Source organism: Limnohabitans lacus (genome assembly GCF_030053395.1).
GTDB classification, from domain to species: Bacteria; Pseudomonadota; Gammaproteobacteria; order Burkholderiales; family Burkholderiaceae_C; genus Limnohabitans_A; species Limnohabitans_A lacus.
Genome location: NZ_JASGBH010000002.1, coordinates 34625 through 50994, shown reverse-complemented (window position 1 = coordinate 50994; position 16370 = coordinate 34625). Strand labels below are relative to the sequence as shown.

Below are 16370 nucleotides of genomic sequence, written 5' to 3'. Positions count from 1 at the left end.
GAGCGACAATAGACCCATGCTTGAAGTCCTGCGCGTCACGTTTCCGTTTTTTGCATTGGTCCTTTGCGGTTATCTGGCCGCACGCAAAGGCTTGCTGCCGCTCGAAGCCATCCCGGGGCTGAACGGTTTTGTGCTGTTTTTTGCCCTGCCCTGCATGTTGTTTCGCTTTGGGGCCGGCACGCCGATTGCGCAGCTGCTCAATGCTGGGGTGTTCTTCACCTATTTGTTTTGCGCCTTGGTCATGGTGGCGTTCAGCATCGCCATCAGCCTGAACGCCCGCATTCGCTGGAGCGATGCCTCTTTGGGCGCCTTGGTTGCGGCCTTCCCCAACACCGGTTTCATGGGCGTGCCGCTCTTGGTGGCCTTGTTGGGTTCGGCTGCGGCCGGCCCGGCCATCGTGACCATCGTGGTGGACATGGTGATCACCACCTCGCTGTGCGTGGCGCTCTCGCGCATGGACGCGGCAGGCGAGCACGGCGCTGCGGTGGCGGCCCGCAAGGCCTTGGCCGGTGTGGTGCGCAACCCCATGCCGTGGGCGATTTCTTTGGGCGCTGCGTTTTCGTATTGGAATTTGGAGTTGATCGGTCCAGTGGCCAAAACCGTGGGTCTGCTGGGCGATGCGGCCTCGCCGGTGGCGCTGTTCACCATTGGCGCGGTGTTGGCCCGCTCGCGCATGCTGGCGCATGAGCGGCCGCACGGCCCGCTGCGCTTGGGCGACTATTTGCCGGTGGCAGTGATCAAGTTGTTGGTGCACCCGGTGCTGGTGCTCTTGGTCACGGCGGTGGCGGTGCAGTGGGGTGCCAAGATCGACCGATTCACCTGGATGGTGATGGTGTTGGTGGCCGCTTTGCCCAGTGCCAGCAATGTGTCGCTGCTGGCCGAGCGCCTGGGCGCCGACAACGGGCGCATCGCCCGCATCATCTTGGTCACCACGGCAGTGGCTTTCTTGACTTTCTCGGGCGCGGTGGCTTTGCTCAAGCCTTGAGCGTCACCTGGCGCGTCAAATCGCTTGCGGGTCCACATCCACCAGCCAGCGGATCACGCCCTTGTGCTCAGGCTGGCTGCGCAGTTGGTGCAAGACCCCGTGCAGGTGCCACAGCATTTTTTGCAGGGCCATGCGTGAGGGGCTTTCCAGCAGCATCTGGGCACGTTCGACATCGGCCACGCGCTGCATGCTCATGGGCACAGCGGGGTAGACGCTGACCTGCAGCACCAGGTCTGCGGTGGCGGGGTCGGCGCTCAATTGCGCTTCCAAGGTTTCCCTTGCGGCATTCAGCAAGCCTTGCGCCACGTCTTGGCTGCGGGCATCGGCCCGCAGCAGGGCTTGGTGGCTGATGGGCGGCAGGTCGGCGGCGGTGCGCTCGGCCAGTTCGCTGGCGGCAAAGGCCGGGTAGTCGTGTTTTTTGAGCGCCTCAAACAGCGGGTGCGTGGGGTGAAAGGTTTGCACCCACATTTCGCTGGTGGCGCTTTGGCTGGCTTCGCGCCCGGCCCGGCCTGCCGCTTGCATCAGCAGGGCAAACAAGCGCTCGGGTGCGCGAAAGTCGCTGGAAAACAAGGCCGTGTCGGGGTTGACCGCAGCCACCAGCGTGATGCGCCTGAAATCATGGCCCTTGGCGATCATCTGGGTGCCGACCAAGATGTCCACTTCGCCTGAGTGCACCGAGGCCAGCTGGCTCTCCAGCGCACCCTTCAGTCGGGTGGTGTCGGCATCGATGCGGGCGATGCGGATCGGGCTGCCGTCGGGGCGCAACACATGCGCCAGCAATTCGCCCAAGTGCTCCTCGAGTTGCTCGGTGCCGCGGCCAATGGGCGCGATGTCGGCGTTGCCGCATTCGGGGCAGGCGCGGGGTACGCGCTCGGTCAGGCCACAGTGGTGGCAGCGCAGCGTGCGGTCGATTTTGTGGAACACGCGAAAGGCGCTGCAGTGCTTGCATTCGCTTTTCCAGCCGCAGTCGGCACAGTGCAGCACCGGCGCATAGCCGCGCCGGTTGAGCAGCAACATGCATTGCTCGCCGCGCTCCACACGTTCTTGCAGGGCGGCCAGCAGGGGCGCGGACAACACGGCTTTTTTGGCCTGGTGGTTCATGTCCACCCGGCGCACCTTGGGCAGCAGGCCAGTACCGATGCGCGAGGGCATGTGCAGCCGCAAATAGCGGCCACCCTCATCTGCCGGGCGGCTCAGGTGCCAGCTTTCCAGCGAGGGCGTGGCCGAGGCCAAGAGCACCTGCGCGTTTTGCAAGCGACCTCGGTAAACGGCCAAGTCGCGGGCCGAATAGCGTGCGCCTTCTTGTTGCTTGTAGCTGGGGTCGTGTTCTTCGTCGACCACGATGAGCTTGAGATGCGGCATGGACGCGAAAATGGCCATGCGCGTGCCCAGCACGATGCGGGCATGGCCCGCGTGGGCAGACAGCCAGCCTTTCAGGCGTTGTGCAGGCGTCATGCCGCTGTGCATGGACACCACTGCATCCACGCCAAAGCGGGCCTGCACCCGCGCTTCAAGCTGGGGGGTCAGGTTGATTTCGGGCACCATGAGCAAGGCTTGGGCTTGCGGGTCGGCTTGCAGCACGCGTTCAACCGCTTGCAGGTAAACCTCGGTCTTGCCGCTGCCGGTGCTGCCAAACAGCAAAAATGGACCGGGGTTGGCCTGCATTTGCGCCAAAACGGTTTGTTGCTCTTCAGACAGGGCTGGGCCCGCCTGGACCTCGATGGCGGCGGCTTGGGTTTGCTTTTTGAGGCGACGCGCCAGTTGCTCCGAACTCAGGTCGCGCAACTGGGGCGGCAGGGCCGACAGGGCCACCTCGCCCAGGGAGCGTTGGTAGTACTGCGCCGAGAACTGCACCAATTGGCGCCAGGCTGCATCCAAAGGCGGCAGGCCTTCCAGCAAGCCGGTGGCATCGCGCACGGCCGAGGCGGGCATGTCGGCTGGGGCCGCGTCAGAAACCGCCCACACCACCCCCAACACCTCGCGCTTGCCCAGCGGCACCCGCACCAATTGGCCGGGTGTCACCGCAAACGGGCAACGGTAGCTCAACAAGCCCCCGATCTGGCTGTGAGCGGGGGTTTGGACGGCCACATCAATCCATGGGTGGGTGCTCACATTTTTCTCGGTAATTCTGTCGGTGTTGATAGATTTGAAGGTTATCAAAATTCTTCAAATCGTCTCTAAGTCATTGATTTTGAAGTGCTTTGAAAGTCATCCCAAAAAACTGTGGATAACTTTGTGGAAAACAGTCCATGGCATGCTCAGAAGCCTTGAAAATCAAGGGTTTCCTTAAATTGCCCATCCAATGTGCAGAAATTAAATCCCTTTTAAATCAACGACTTAGAAAAGTTCTGTCGGCGGTGTATAGCCATTCAGGGCACCAGCTTTTGTTGCAGTGCAATCTGAACTTTTGTGCATAAGTCAAGCGCAGGAAGTTGTTTATTTTTCATAAAACAACTTTTGAAAACTGCTTTTTTATGCTAACGATCGTCACGAAACGGTGCGCAATTGCCGTGAGTGCTGGTGCACCGCTTCCACCAAGGCCGCCACATGTTCAGGCGAGGTGAACTGGCTGATGCCGTGGCCCAAATTGAAGATGTGTGTGGGCCCGGTTTGTGTGGTGTCGGTGTGCGGCTGGCCAAAGCTGTCGAGCACGCGGCAAGCTTCCTTGGCGATCTGCTCGGGAGGCGCGAAGAGCACGTTCGGGTCGATGTTGCCTTGCAAGGCTTTGCCCGGGCCACCCACCTGACCGCCCACCAAAGCACGCGCACGGCCCAGGTTCATGGTCCAGTCCAGGCCCAGCACGTCGCAGTTGAGACCCGCCATCTCGGGCAGCCACAGCCCCCCGCCTTTGGTGAAGACGATGCTGGGGATGCGTTGGCCGTTGTGCTCGGTCTTGAGCTGGCTCAGCACGCGTGCGGTGTAGGCCAGGCTGAATTCTTGGAACGCGCCATCGGCCAGCACGCCGCCCCAGCTGTCGAAGATCATGGCCGCTTGCGCGCCCGCTTCGATCTGGGTGTTCAGGTACAGGGCCACGGCATCGGCGTTGATCTCCAAAATGCGGTGCATCAAGTCAGGGCGGCTGTACATCAGGCTTTTGACCTGGCGGTAGTCGTCCGAGCCCGCACCTTCGACCATGTAGCAAGCCAGCGTCCAGGGGCTGCCTGAAAAACCGATCAAGGGCACACGGCCATTGAGCGCTTTGCGGATCGAAGTCACCGCATCGAACACGTAGCGCAGCTTGTTCATGTCGGGCACGGCCAGCGCGGCCACGGCGGCTTCGTCGCGCACGTTTTTGGCAAAGCGCGGGCCTTCACCTTGTGCAAACGACAGACCCAGGCCCATGGCGTCGGGCACGGTGAGGATGTCGCTGAACAAAATCGCCGCGTCAAAAGCGTAGCGCTCCAAAGGCTGCAAGGTCACTTCGGTGGCGTAATCCACATTGGTGGCCAGGCCCATGAAGCTGCCGGCCTTGGCGCGGGTGGCGCAGTACTCGGGCAAGTAGCGACCGGCTTGGCGCATCAGCCAGATGGGCGTGTGGTCGGTGGCCTGGCGCAGGCAGGCGCGCAAAAAGGTGTCGTTGGCCAGGGGCGCAAACGAAGAATTCGAGGGGGATGCGGAACTTGTGCTCATCCCCCGATTGTCGCAGGTGCTTGGGGCTGGGTTCAGAGCCCCCGCAGTGCCGTTTGCACTTCGGCCACCGAGGGCAATTCCGACAAGATGATCGGTGCTTTGCCCGGCACATACAGGGCGTAGACCGGCACGCCGTTGCGGCCCAAAGCGGCCAAGGTTTGGGTGATGGCCGCGTCGCGCCGCGTCCAATCGGCCCGCAAAAGCGTGACTTTGCGGGCGTCAAAGTCGGCCAGCAAGGCCGCATCGGACAAGGTGGTTTTCTTGTTGTACTGGCAGGTCACGCACCACGCGGCGGTGAAGTCCACAAACACGGGGCGACCAGCGGCCAGTTCGGACTGCACACGGGCTTCGGACCAGGCTGGCCAGCGGGGCTGGGCCTCGCTGCTGACCGCTTGTGGGCCCGGCGTTTCGCGCAGCGCGGCGGGCAGCACACCCGCACAAAGCCAGGCCAAGGTGGCCAGGGCCAGTGCGCTCAGCACTCCTCGGGCGCGGTTTTGCAGGCCCCAAGCCCAAGCAGTAAAGGCCACGCACAGCAGCACCGCCAGCAGGCTGCTGGCCCCGTCGATGCCGGTTTGCTGGCCCAGCACCCACAGCAGCCAAATCACGGTGGCGAACATCGGAAAAGCCATGGCCTGACGGAAAACCACCATCCAAGCCCCGGGCCTGGGCAAGGCGCGGGCCACCGCTGGCCAAAGGCTGGCTGCCAGATACGGCAATGCCATGCCCACGCCCATGGCCGCAAAGACGCTCAGGGCTTGCCACGCCGGCAAGGCAATGGCCAAGCCCAGCGATGCCCCCATGAAGGGCGCGGTGCAAGGTGAAGCGATCGCCACCGCCAAGACGCCGGACAGCGCTGCGTTGACCGTGTGGTGACGGCTTTGCCAACCCGCCAAGCGGCTGGGCACCATCTGGCCGAACTCAAACAAACCGGCCAGGTTCAGACCCAGCAAGGTGAAGAGCACCGCCAGTGCCGCGACCACGGCCGGGGTCTGCAATTGAAAGCCCCAGCCCAATTGCTCGCCGGCACTGCGCAGCGTCAACAAGGCCGCCCCCAGCAAGACCAGCGACAACACCACACCGGCGGTGTAGGCCAAGCCCGCAGCGCGGTGCTCGGAGCGGCTCTGGCCTGGCTGGGCAAAGCCCAGCACCTTGATGGCCAGCACCGGGAATACACAAGGCATGAGGTTGAGCAGCAAACCACCGATGAAGGCGCCCAACAAAGCCAGAGCCAGACTGCCTGTGCCGCTGGGCGCCGTGGTTTGGGCGTTGTCTTGCAGCGCTTTGGCCAGCGCTGGCGACACGGCCGCCGCAGGCGCCAAAGCGGGCCATGGGCCTTGGACGGGGCTGGTCACTTCCAAAGCGGGTGCTTTGGGCGAGGTCTCCGGGCCTTGGGCGATGACCCACGACAAAGCGCTGGGGCTTTCGCTGCGCTCGTCCGAGACGGGCACTTGCGCTGTCCACCGATCGCCCTGCCAGTTTTGCGTCCAGGTTTTGCCCTGCACGGCCGCGTTGTTCACCACATGGGGTGTGACGGGGAACAGGCTCAAGGTTTGGCCACGCCAAGCGGGGGGCAGCTGGTCAATTTGGAGCGACAGGCTGCGGCCATCGGCCGAGAGGCTGACCGGGTGTGCGCCTGGAAGGGCTTGGGGGGTTTGCTTATGGGCGGCGTCAAACAGGCCGCTGTGCAGGGCCGTGGCGCTTTGCACCGGCAGGCTCAGCTCAAACTGGCCTTCTTGCGGGATGCACTCTTGACGGCAGACCAGCCATTCGGCCTGCAGCTGGATTTTCACCGGGCCCACCACGGGCACTTTGAAATCGGGGCCTACTGTGACGGCCACTGGCAGCAGCACCGTGCCTTCGTAGCCGTAGTTGGCCAGGGTTCCGATGGGGATTTTCTTGGGCAGAGGCCAGGCGATCTCGCCCACTTGCAGGCCCGCCGGCAATTTCCACTGCAAGCGTGTGGGCAGGCCCGAGTCGCCGGGGTTTTGCCAGTAAGTGTGCCAATGCGGCTGGTGCTGGATTTGCAGGCCCAGCCAGAAGCTTTGCCCGGCTTGAATGCCTTGCGGCGCATGGGCCAGTAAATCGGCACGGACTTGGTCGGTTTTGACGGTGGCGCTCAGCACCTGGGCTTGGCTGTTCAGTGGCAGAAGGCACAAAAGTGCCATGGCACAGGTGGCACTTGTGCGCGTGCAGGCGTGGCGCAGAGCAGTCAAGAAAAGCATCGGGTTCAACATCAGGCGGTCTGGCGCCCTCTGGACGAGGGCCTTGCTTGGAAAGTGGCACTGTACACCGAGGTGCCCCGCTCCATTAAGATGCGGGCATGCATACCCCTCACCGTTTTTGGGCCGACCTGACGACCACCGACTTTGCCGAGTTGGCGCTGGACCGCACCATCGCCGTCTTGCCCGTGGCCGCGACCGAGCAGCACGGTCCGCATCTGCCTTTGTCGGTTGACACCGATTTGGTCCAAGGGGTGGTGTCGGCCAGCTTGCCGCATTTGCCAGCCGATTTGCCGGTCTTGTTTTTGCCCACGCAAACGGTGGGCTTCAGTCCCGAACACGCCCGCTTTGCAGGCACCTTGACGCTCAAGTCCGAAACCATCGTCCGTTTGTGGACCGACATTGGCGAATCGGTGGCTGCCAGCGGTGTGCGCAAGCTGGTGCTGTTCAACGCCCACGGCGGGCAGGTCAGCGTGATGGATCTGGTGGCGCGTGATTTACGCGCCCGCCTGGACATGCTGGTGTACAGCGTGAGCTGGTTCAACCTGCCCTTGCGCGATGACCAAGGCCAAGACGTGAACGCCTTGTTCACCCCCCAAGAACACCGCTTTGGCGTGCATGCCGGCGATGTGGAAACGTCCATGATGCGGGCCTTGAAACCCGGCTTGGTGCGCATGGTGGCGGCGCAAGATTTTCGGTCCACTTCACAAGACCGCGCCGAGCGTTTTGAGATCTTGGGCAATGGCCGCAGTGCCAAGCTGGGCTGGCAAATGCAGGACTACAACGCGCAGGGGGCTGCAGGCAATGCGGCCGCGGCCACCGCTGAAAAAGGCGAAGCCTTGCTGGACGCCTCTGGTCGCGCTTTGGCCCAGTTGCTGGTCGAAATCGATCGCTTGCCGGCCGACACCTTGCGCTCGCACACGGCCTGAAGCTTCAGAAGCTGGGCAAGACCAGTTCGCAGTGGTCGCGGCTGACGCTGCGTGGACATTCGCGCGTGGTGTCCAGGCAGCCGCCTTCGTCATACACGCCTTTGGCATCTCGCATGCGCAGCATGCGGCTGAGCACCTGTTGCAACGCTTGCGGGTCGGCCAGGGTCTGCGCCACGCGTTGCTCGACCACGCTTTCATCCATTTGCAATTGGCCTTGTGCGTCGGTGTGGACGCCATCGCGCCAATGGTAAATCTCGATGGCTTTGGACTCGAGGGTGAAGGGCTGGTCGCGTTTCCAGAAGTTGCTGAAGAAGCCGCCGCCCAGATAAATCACCCAGGAGCCTTCGTAGCCCATCACATCCGATGAGCGCTCGTCGGGGTTGCGAAACCACAGGCGGTCACCCGGCACGTAGTAGCGCGCGGGCAGGGGCTGGGCCATGCTGCCGTATTCGACCAGGTACACGTCGTGGAACTGCCCCGAGCGGATGGCGTGGACCTCGTTGATGGCCTGCAATTGGGCCAGCATGTCAGGGTGGTGCGCTCGCAGCTCTTGAGCAATGCCCAGCAAGATCACATATTCGGTCGCACGGTAACAAGAAAAGTCGTAAAGCTTGCCGGTGGCTTCGGGCTGCGTGGCTGCGATCAAGGCATCGATCAGGCAGCACCCAGGCTTGAGGGTGAAGCCGCTTTCTTCGTCGTATTGCCAGAGGTCTTCGGGGCGCTCGGCCGCTTCGGTTTTGAAGGCCAGCGCTGTCTTGCGTGCGGCCAGCGTCATGTGGCGGCGCACACGGACATGCGAGCGCAAAGCCTCCAAACTGGCAAAACTGAAACGCAGCGGCGAACCCAGCAAGGCCACCACGATTTCGCGCTCCAGGGCCATCACATCGCTGGACAGGCCTTCGTGCGCGAGGTGTTGGTGCAGCGACAAGGTGTTGTGCTGGGGCATCCAGGCCGCTTGCTGTTCTTGGCGCAGGCTCAATGCGCATTGCAGGCCCTGAGCGGTGGGAACGATGAAGGTTTGCGCGATGTTTTCGAGTTGGTAGCTCGCAAGCCACTGAGCCAATTGCCGCTGTGTCGGGGCATCGGTTCCGGGCTCGCAGGGCAGTTGGATGCCACCCTCTCGCAACTCAAGTGCCGCATGTGCGGCATACGCATTCATGCAGGCATTTTGCCTACAAAGTGTGGGGGTTTTTCTAGGGAATTACGAGATGTTTCAGGCGTAAGTGACCCAATCGCGGTGCGCGTCCGAGTCCAGATGGGGCAAGGTGTTGTAGGTCAGCAGCATGTGGCGCTTGGGGTTGAAGACAAACTCGGTCAGCGCCGTGTTGCGGATGCGCAGGTTCAGCTCGATCGTGGTTTCAGCGGGTGCGCCCAGGACCTGACCGACAGCGGTTGAAATGGGGCCGCCGCTGGAGACGATCATCACGTCCCCCGAATGGTTTTGCCGCACATGGTCCAGTGCCGCTTCGATGCCGCCGACAAAGTCTTTGTAGCTGGGCATGCCGCGCGGTTGTGTGCGTCCGGCCATCCAAGCTTGCAGGGCGTCGCGCAGCAGCCGAAAGTGGTGGCGGTACAGCTCCGGGGTGTCGGGTTTGGCCAGAGGCTCGGGATGGATGGCTTCGATCAACGCGTGGCTGTCGTACTCGTTCAGGCCAGGCCAGACCTCGGGGGTGTGCGTCAGGCCTGCCCCTTGGGCAATGCCTTCCCAGGTTTGGCGGTGGCGTTTGAGGCTGCCCATCAGCACCGCCTCCACCGGCTGGACCTGCAGTTTGGCTTGCAGGTATTGGCCCAAGCGCAGGGCTTGTTGGTGTCCCAGCGGGCTGAGTTGATCGTAATCATCGGCCCCGAATGAGGCTTGTCCGTGGCGGACCAAATAGAGTGTTCCCATGCGCTGCGATTGTGCGCAGTCGCTGGGTGCGGCCCTGTCGCTGGGGTGATTGGGCCTACAGCATGACCTGGCCGCTGATGCAGCCGATCACATCGCCGCCGACCCAAACTTGACCTTGCGCATCACGCGACAAAAAGACTTGTCCGGCGCGGCCCAGCGCTGTGCCTTGCCGTGCGCTGTAGGCGTTGGGCATGTGGCCTTCGGCCATCAACCATTGCGCCAGCGAGGCATTGAGGCTGCCGGTGACGGGGTCTTCGGCGATGCCGACAGGCGCCGCAAAAGCGCGCACTTCCAAATCGGTCGGGTCTTGAGCCAAACTGGAGCGCTCTTGTGCAAAGGCGCGGGCCTCGCGGTTGGCGCGGCGGATCAGGCCCGTTGCAGGCGCAGCCCTGCGTGCGGCCACCCCGACTTTGGTGTTCAGGCGTTTGAGTGCGGCATGGTCGGGCTGCAAGGCCAAGACGGTCTCGACATCGGCCAGGCATAAGCCCAGCCAATGCGGCCCATTGTTCAGGTTCTGTGCGGCCAACACTTCGTCGGCCTGCAGGCCCAGCGCCGCCAAGACGTCGGCCAGCAGGTCCGCATCGGGCGTCTCACGCTGCAAAGGGGGGGCGGCAAAAGCCCAACGGCCTTCGAGCGATTTCAGCGTCACCAGGCCCACGCCGCATTCCTGCACCAGCTGGCCGTTTTGCCGAGGCTGCCCACCGGCATTCAGCCAAGCATGGGCGGTGCCCAGCGTGGGGTGGCCCGCAAAGGGCAGCTCCATGCCAGGCGTGAAGATGCGCACGCGGTAGTCGGCCCCGTCAGCGGCGCCCTCAGGCGTGGGCGGCAGCACAAAAGTGGTTTCGCTCAGTTGTGTCCAGCCCGCAAAGGCTTGCATCTGGGTGTCGCTCAGCCCCGAGCCGTCCAGCACCACGGCCAAGGGGTTGCCCCTGAAGGCGGTGTCGGTGAAGACGTCGACCTGTTGGAAGGCGCGGACTTTCATCGGTAACTCCCGAGCGCCGTGGCTCAGAGCGATTCGCGGATGGCTTGGGCCAGTGCGGCCATGCCGGTGTTGATCTGGTCCACGGTGGCTGTCACAAAGGACAGGCGCAGGGTGCTTTCGCTCGGGTCTTGGGCGTAGAACGCCAAGCCGGGCACGAAGGCCACGCCTTTTTTGACCGCTTTGTCGAGCAAAGCCACGGCGTTCATGCCTTTGGGCAGCTGCACCCACAGGAACATGCCGCCCACGGGGCGGTTCCAGCTCAGGCCCAGGCCAGCCATTTCGCGGTCGAGCGCGGCCAGCATGGCTTCGCATTGCTGCTTGTACAAGGCGCGGATGGTGGGCACATGGCGATCGATGAAACCGTCTTTGAGCACTTCGGCGACCACGCGCTGGTTGAAGCTGGGGGTGTGCAGGTCAGCCGCTTGCTTGGCCTGCAGCAGTTTGGGGTACAGCGCCTTGGGCGCGACCAGGTAACCCAAGCGCAAGCCGGGGGCCAGGATTTTGGAAAACGAGCCCAGGTACACGCTGCCTTCGGGGTGGCGCGAACTCAGCGAGGGTGCTGGGGCTTGGTCAAACCACAGATCGCCGTAGGGGTTGTCTTCGATGATCGGCAAGCCGGTGTCGATCGCGACCTGGGCCACGGCGGCGCGTCGTTCTTCAGGCATGGTGCGGCCTGTGGGGTTTTGGAAGTTGGGCAAGAGGTACACAAAGCGGGCTTTGTCGGCACCGCTGCCGACTTTGGCGCGCAGGTCTTCGGCGTTCACGCCGTGTTCGTCGCTGCCCACGCTCACGGCCACAGGCTCCATGGGCGTGAACGCTTGCAAGGCGCCCAAGTACGTGGGGGTCTCGACCAAGATGCGGCTGCCCGCGTCGATCAGGATCTTGGCCACCAAGTCCAGGCCTTGTTGGCTGCCCGTGGTGATCAGCACCTGGTCGGGGCTCACGTTCATGCCTTGCTTGAGCAGGTCTTGCGCCACCCATTCGCGCAAAGGTGCATAGCCTTCGCTGGCCGCGTATTGCAAGGCGGCTTTGCCATCGTCTTTGAGCACGCGTTCGCTGGCTTCGCGCATGGCCTCGATCGGGAAGGTCAGCGGGGAGGGCAGACCACCTGCAAAACTGATGATGCCTGGCTGTTCAGTGACTTTGAGGATCTCGCGGATCACCGAAGGGTTCATTTTTTGGGCGCGTTGGGCCAGGGTCCAGTTCATGTCAGAGGTCCTTGAAATCGAATTTTTTACTTGCTTGTAGGGGTGGCCATGCGGCGTCCCATGAAAACCGTCATCACGACCAGCGCGGCAAAGCCCAAGGTCATGGCATCCAGCGATTCTCCCAGCATTGGCACGGCGGCCAAGATGCTGATGAAAGGTTGCAGCAATTGGGTTTGGCTGACCCGCAAGGGTCCGCCCAATGACAGACCGCGAAACCAGGCGAAAAAGCCTGCCCACATGGAAAACACCCCCACATACAGCAGGGCCAGCCACGATGATGCCGCAATTGCTTGGGAAGGCCATGTCAACCAAGTGCCAGGCAAGGTGATGGGCAAAGCCATCACACACACCCAGCTGATGACTTTTTCGGAGCCCAGGCTGGGTGTGATTTTGGCACCGGCCACATAGCCCAGCGAAGCGGCGACCACCGCGCCGATCAGCAAGCCGTCGGCCCAGCTGAGCCCAAAACCGTGCCCCGCTTGGTGCGCACGCAGCAGGCTGTACACCGCCACCAGGGCACTGCCCAAGCCTGCAAAAACCCAAAACCCTAAGCGAGCGCGCTGGTGCATGAGCCATGCGGCTGCGGCGGCAGTGGCCAAGGGCAGCAAGGCGGTGATGACCGCCGCATGGCTGGCGCTCACGTGGCGCAGCGCCCAGCCCAGCAGCAGCGGGTAGCCCACCACGTTGCCGATCAGTGACAAGACCAAGGGGCCTCGCTCTTGCGCTTGGGGCAAACGTGCCCGAGAGAAATACAAATACGCAGCTGACAAGACACCGGCCAGCGCTGCCCGCCCCCAAGTGACAAACCAAGGCGACAACTGGGGTGCATCGCTGGTGCCCGTGGCCAAGCGGGTCATGGGCAGTGTCAGGGCAAAGATGAAGACACCCAGCAAGCCCAGCCACAAGCCTTTGTTTTCGGCTGTCATGCGCCAGCCTTCCATATGCCTTGCAAAATCCACAGGGCTGTGCCCACCAAGGCCGTGGCCATGCAGCGGTTGAACATCAGCAAACGGCGACCTTGCGCCAGCCAGTGCCGCAGCAAAGCGCCTGCCAGGGCGTAGCTGAGGTTGCTGAAAAAGCCATAGGCCACCATGATGGGCAACAAAGTGAGCGCACGGTCCGTGGCATCGTCTCGCCCAGCGACCCAGCCGCCGACCATGGCCAAGGCCAGCATCCAGGCCTTGATGTTGACAAACTGCAGGCCCACGCCTTGGATGAAGCCCACGTTCAATTTGGCATGGTCTGCAGCCGTCAAGCTGCCGGTTTGCCAAAGGCGGGTGGCCAACCACAGCAAATAGCTGGTGCCCAGCAACACGATGGCCCAGCGCATGGGCGGGAAGGCGACGACCAAACCGCCCAAGCCCGTGGCGCACAAGCTGAACAATAGGCCCCAACCCACGGGCACCGCACAGACAAAACGCATGGCCCCGCGCAAGCCGTGGTTCGCGGCCATGGCAGTCGACAAGGCCGTGTTGGGTCCAGGCGTGAAGCTGCTCACGGTGGCCAGCACCAGCAGCGCACTGAGTTCGGCAGAAGTCATGTGTTGGAGGGGTTCCGGTTCATCGTGCGCTCAGGATTTCCCAGCGCTCCAGTGCGTTCATCAGCAAGTCGTCGATGTCGGCATCGCGCTTGAACAATTGCTGGGCCAATCCCGCGTCCCGTTGGTAGATGCTGCCGTCGGCCAATTGGGCGCGGGCATCGGCCTGTTCTTTTTCCAGCGATTCAATCAGTGCAGGCAGGCTGTCCAGTTCGCGCTGCTCTTTGTAGCTGAGCTTGCGCACTGCCGCAGCTGGCGCAGGTGCGGCAACAGCAGCAGCCACGGCTGGCGCCGGCGTGGCCGCCGCTTGCTTTTGCGCGGCCTGCGCAGCGATGGCTTGTGCGCGCTGTGATTGGGTCAGCCAGTCTTGCACCGAGCCTTCATATTCACGCCAAAAGCCCGGTTGGTTGGGTGCGCTTTCGCAGGCGATGATGCCGGTGACCACGTTGTCCATGAAGGCGCGGTCGTGGCTGACCAAGAACACGGTGCCTTCATAGGTTTGCAGCAGCTCTTCAAGCAGCTCCAAGGTTTCGATGTCCAGGTCGTTGGTCGGTTCGTCCAGCACCAAGACATTGGCTGGACGCGCAAACAAGCGGGCCAGCAGCAGCCGGTTGCGCTCGCCACCCGACAAGGACCGCACAGGCGATGTGGCCCGCGCAGGCGAGAACAGGAAGTCGCCCAGATAGCTCTTGACGTGCTGGCGCTTGTTGCCGATCTCGATCCATTCGCTGCCGGGGCTGATGAAGTCTTCCAGCGTGGCGTCCAGGTCCAGCGCGTCGCGCATCTGGTCAAAGTAGGCGACTTCGAGCTTGGTGCCGCGTCGCACCTCGCCGCTGTCGGCTTCGAGTTCGCCCAAGATGAGTTTGAGTAAGGTGGTTTTCCCAGCGCCGTTGGGACCCAGCAGACCGATCTTGTCGCCGCGCAGCAAGGTCCCGGTGAAGTTTTGAATGATGGTGCGCACGGAGCCGTCGGGCTGGGTGAAGCTTTTGCTGACCTCGGTCAGTTCAGCCACCAGCTTGCCGCTGGGCACGCCGGAGGCCACTTCCATCTTCACGTTGCCTACCTTCTCTCGGCGTGCGGCGCGTTCACTGCGCAGGTTCTGCAGCCGGCTGATGCGGCTTTGGCTGCGGGTGCGCCGCGCTTCCACGCCTTTGCGGATCCACACTTCTTCTTGGGCCAGCAGCTTGTCAGCCTTGGCCTGGATCACGGCTTCTTGGGCGAGCTGCTCTTCTTTTTGAAGCTGGTACTGGGCATAGTTGCCTGGATAGGGCCGCAATTTGCCACGGTCCAGTTCCACAATGCGTGTGGCAATCCGGTCCAGAAAGGCGCGGTCGTGCGTGATGGCAATCACACTGCCCTTGAAGTCAATCAACAGATCCTCCAGCCAAGTGATGGCGTTCAGGTCCAAGTGGTTGGTGGGCTCGTCTAACAAGAGAACATCTGGGCGCGTGACCAGCGCTTGGGCCAGGGCGACACGCTTGCGCATGCCGCCAGACAGAGATTGGACAATCGCTTTGGGGTCGAGTTGCAGGCGCTGGAGTGTCTCGTCCACGCGCTGCTCCCAGCCCCACCCGTCCATGGATTCGATTTGACCTTGCAGGGTGTCAAGGTCCCCGCGGCTGTGGGTGTAATCGTCAATCCACTGAACCACATCGGCCAAACCCTCTCGAACGGACTCAAAAATGGTGTGTTCGGGCTTCAGGATGGGCTCTTGAGCGACAAATGCGATGCGAATGCCTTGTTGAACGTGCAAGGAGCCGTCGTCGGGTTTCTCCATGCCACCCAGGATCTTCAATAAAGAGGACTTGCCTGTGCCGTTGCGGCCAATCAGGCCTATGCGTTCGGATGTTTCCAGAGAAAAGTCTGCGTGATCCAGGAGTGCAACGTGGCCAAAAGCCAGTGATGCGTTCAAGAGTGTGAGTAAAGCCATCGGCCCATTATCCGGGTGTCCACTCGCAACTTTGCGTGAAATTTCAAAAAACCCTGTTCGTGATGAAAAAACTGTGCCATAATCGAGGGCTTCGCTGCTCACGACGCATTCCCTGCAACGGGGTCTGAATCAAGGTTTCGAAGGGGTTTTTGAAGTGTTCGATTGGATCGAAAAATTTTTCAAAAACTTGACGCAGTGATGAAAACTGTGTCATAATTCAAGGCTTCGCTGATCGCAGCGAGGCAAGAGCAGGTGGCGAGAAGTTGCCTGGGTTCTTTAAAAATATACAGCCGATAAGCGTGGGCGTTTGATGGTGATTGCCAAGTTCTTCGGAACTTAGCTTTAATTAGCTAACAAACGCTCATGAAGTAAAAAAGATGTGGAAATCAGAGATGGTGACCACGTCGATTCCAATTTATGAGTTGGTCGAAAGACTGAAAAAAAATCAAGATCGAACTATAGAGTTTGATCCTGGCTCAGATTGAACGCTGGCGGAATGCTTTACACATGCAAGTCGAACGGTAACAGGTCTTCGGATGCTGACGAGTGGCGAACGGGTGAGTAATATATCGGAACGTGCCCAGTCGTGGGGGATAACGTAGCGAAAGTTACGCTAATACCGCATACGATCTACGGATGAAAGCGGGGGATCGCAAGACCTCGCGCGATTGGAGCGGCCGATATCAGATTAGGTAGTTGGTGGGGTAAAGGCTCACCAAGCCAACGATCTGTAGCTGGTCTGAGAGGACGACCAGCCACACTGGAACTGAGACACGGTCCAGACTCCTACGGGAGGCAGCAGTGGGGAATTTTGGACAATGGACGCAAGTCTGATCCAGCCATTCCGCGTGCAGGATGAAGGCCCTCGGGTTGTAAACTGCTTTTGTACGGAACGAAAAGGTCTCTATTAATACTAGGGGCTCATGACGGTACCGTAAGAATAAGCACCGGCTAACTACGTGCCAGCAGCCGCGGTAATACGTAGGGTGCAAGCGTTAATCGGAATTACTGGGCGTAAAGCGTGCGCAGGCGGTTATGTAAGACAGAGGTGAAATCCCCGGG

12 protein-coding genes and 1 rRNA gene (1 of these 13 cut by a window edge) are annotated in these 16370 nt (G+C 61.7%); 3 read left to right on the top strand and 10 right to left on the bottom strand.

Features of this window, described 5'->3' with window-relative positions:
• The first annotated feature begins 16 nt into the window (after positions 1-16).
• On the top strand, positions 17-985 hold the full coding sequence (locus tag QLQ16_RS02810) for an AEC family transporter (RefSeq protein WP_283223169.1): 969 nt from the start codon (positions 17-19) through the stop codon (positions 983-985).
• A gap of 15 nt (positions 986-1000) precedes the next feature.
• Here QLQ16_RS02810 and priA read toward each other — a convergent pair whose 3' ends face one another.
• The 3 genes from priA to QLQ16_RS02795 form a co-directional block, all read right to left on the bottom strand.
• Positions 1001-3097 carry a replication restart helicase PriA gene (gene priA, locus QLQ16_RS02805; protein WP_283223168.1) on the bottom strand — a complete coding sequence of 699 codons (2097 nt, stop codon included), beginning with the start codon at positions 3095-3097 and terminating at the stop codon, positions 1001-1003.
• Between the two features lie 375 nt (positions 3098-3472).
• Positions 3473-4615, bottom strand: a complete 1143-nt coding sequence (hemE, locus tag QLQ16_RS02800) for a uroporphyrinogen decarboxylase (protein ID WP_283223167.1) — start codon at positions 4613-4615, stop codon at positions 3473-3475.
• A gap of 32 nt (positions 4616-4647) precedes the next feature.
• Complete coding sequence (locus QLQ16_RS02795; protein ID WP_283223166.1) at positions 4648-6780, bottom strand: protein-disulfide reductase DsbD family protein; 2133 nt, start codon at positions 6778-6780, stop codon at positions 4648-4650.
• Between the two features lie 155 nt (positions 6781-6935).
• On the opposite strand from QLQ16_RS02795, the gene QLQ16_RS02790 reads away from it, so the two are divergent.
• Positions 6936-7763 (top strand): creatininase family protein, encoded by an 828-nt coding sequence (locus QLQ16_RS02790; protein WP_283223165.1) that lies wholly within the window; start codon positions 6936-6938, stop codon positions 7761-7763.
• A gap of 4 nt (positions 7764-7767) precedes the next feature.
• On the opposite strand, the gene QLQ16_RS02785 is transcribed toward QLQ16_RS02790, so the two are convergent.
• From QLQ16_RS02785 to QLQ16_RS02755, 7 genes are read right to left on the bottom strand one after another with little or no spacing between them, the layout of a single operon-like run.
• Positions 7768-8922, bottom strand: a complete 1155-nt coding sequence (locus QLQ16_RS02785) for a hypothetical protein (RefSeq protein ID WP_283223164.1) — start codon at positions 8920-8922, stop codon at positions 7768-7770.
• Positions 8923-8976: 54 nt separating this feature from the next.
• Positions 8977-9651, bottom strand: a complete 675-nt coding sequence (locus QLQ16_RS02780; RefSeq protein WP_283223163.1) for a histidine phosphatase family protein — start codon at positions 9649-9651, stop codon at positions 8977-8979.
• A 55-nt stretch (positions 9652-9706) separates the two neighbouring features.
• Positions 9707-10633, bottom strand: a complete 927-nt coding sequence (locus QLQ16_RS02775) for a PhzF family phenazine biosynthesis protein (RefSeq protein ID WP_283223162.1) — start codon at positions 10631-10633, stop codon at positions 9707-9709.
• A 23-nt stretch (positions 10634-10656) separates the two neighbouring features.
• Complete coding sequence (locus QLQ16_RS02770; RefSeq protein WP_283223161.1) at positions 10657-11841, bottom strand: aminotransferase-like domain-containing protein; 1185 nt, start codon at positions 11839-11841, stop codon at positions 10657-10659.
• Between the two features lie 26 nt (positions 11842-11867).
• Positions 11868-12767: a DMT family transporter gene (locus QLQ16_RS02765; protein WP_283223160.1), complete on the bottom strand. Its 900-nt coding sequence runs from the start codon at positions 12765-12767 to the stop codon at positions 11868-11870.
• Positions 12764-13381 (bottom strand): LysE family translocator, encoded by a 618-nt coding sequence (locus QLQ16_RS02760; RefSeq protein ID WP_283223159.1) that lies wholly within the window; start codon positions 13379-13381, stop codon positions 12764-12766. The genes QLQ16_RS02765 and QLQ16_RS02760 overlap by 4 nt, the downstream gene beginning before the upstream one ends.
• 19 nt (positions 13382-13400) lie before the next feature.
• Complete coding sequence (locus QLQ16_RS02755) at positions 13401-15308, bottom strand: ATP-binding cassette domain-containing protein (RefSeq protein WP_283223158.1); 1908 nt, start codon at positions 15306-15308, stop codon at positions 13401-13403.
• A 453-nt stretch (positions 15309-15761) separates the two neighbouring features.
• On the opposite strand from QLQ16_RS02755, the gene QLQ16_RS02750 reads away from it, so the two are divergent.
• Positions 15762-16370: ribosomal RNA gene (locus QLQ16_RS02750) — 16S ribosomal RNA — on the top strand (it continues 924 nt past the right edge of the window).

Coding starts and splice junctions, on each gene's coding strand:
- QLQ16_RS02810 (WP_283223169.1), top strand. CDS start 17: ATGCTTGAAGTCCTGCGCGTCACGTTTCCGTTTTTTGCATTGGTCCTT.
- hemE (WP_283223167.1), bottom strand. CDS start 4,615: ATGAGCACAAGTTCCGCATCCCCCTCGAATTCTTCGTTTGCGCCCCTG.
- QLQ16_RS02795 (WP_283223166.1), bottom strand. CDS start 6,780: ATGGCACTTTTGTGCCTTCTGCCACTGAACAGCCAAGCCCAGGTGCTG.
- QLQ16_RS02790 (WP_283223165.1), top strand. CDS start 6,936: ATGCATACCCCTCACCGTTTTTGGGCCGACCTGACGACCACCGACTTT.
- QLQ16_RS02785 (WP_283223164.1), bottom strand. CDS start 8,922: ATGAATGCGTATGCCGCACATGCGGCACTTGAGTTGCGAGAGGGTGGC.
- QLQ16_RS02780 (WP_283223163.1), bottom strand. CDS start 9,651: ATGGGAACACTCTATTTGGTCCGCCACGGACAAGCCTCATTCGGGGCC.
- QLQ16_RS02775 (WP_283223162.1), bottom strand. CDS start 10,633: ATGAAAGTCCGCGCCTTCCAACAGGTCGACGTCTTCACCGACACCGCC.
- QLQ16_RS02770 (WP_283223161.1), bottom strand. CDS start 11,841: ATGAACTGGACCCTGGCCCAACGCGCCCAAAAAATGAACCCTTCGGTG.
- QLQ16_RS02765 (WP_283223160.1), bottom strand. CDS start 12,767: ATGACAGCCGAAAACAAAGGCTTGTGGCTGGGCTTGCTGGGTGTCTTC.
- QLQ16_RS02760 (WP_283223159.1), bottom strand. CDS start 13,381: ATGACTTCTGCCGAACTCAGTGCGCTGCTGGTGCTGGCCACCGTGAGC.
- QLQ16_RS02755 (WP_283223158.1), bottom strand. CDS start 15,308: ATGGCTTTACTCACACTCTTGAACGCATCACTGGCTTTTGGCCACGTT.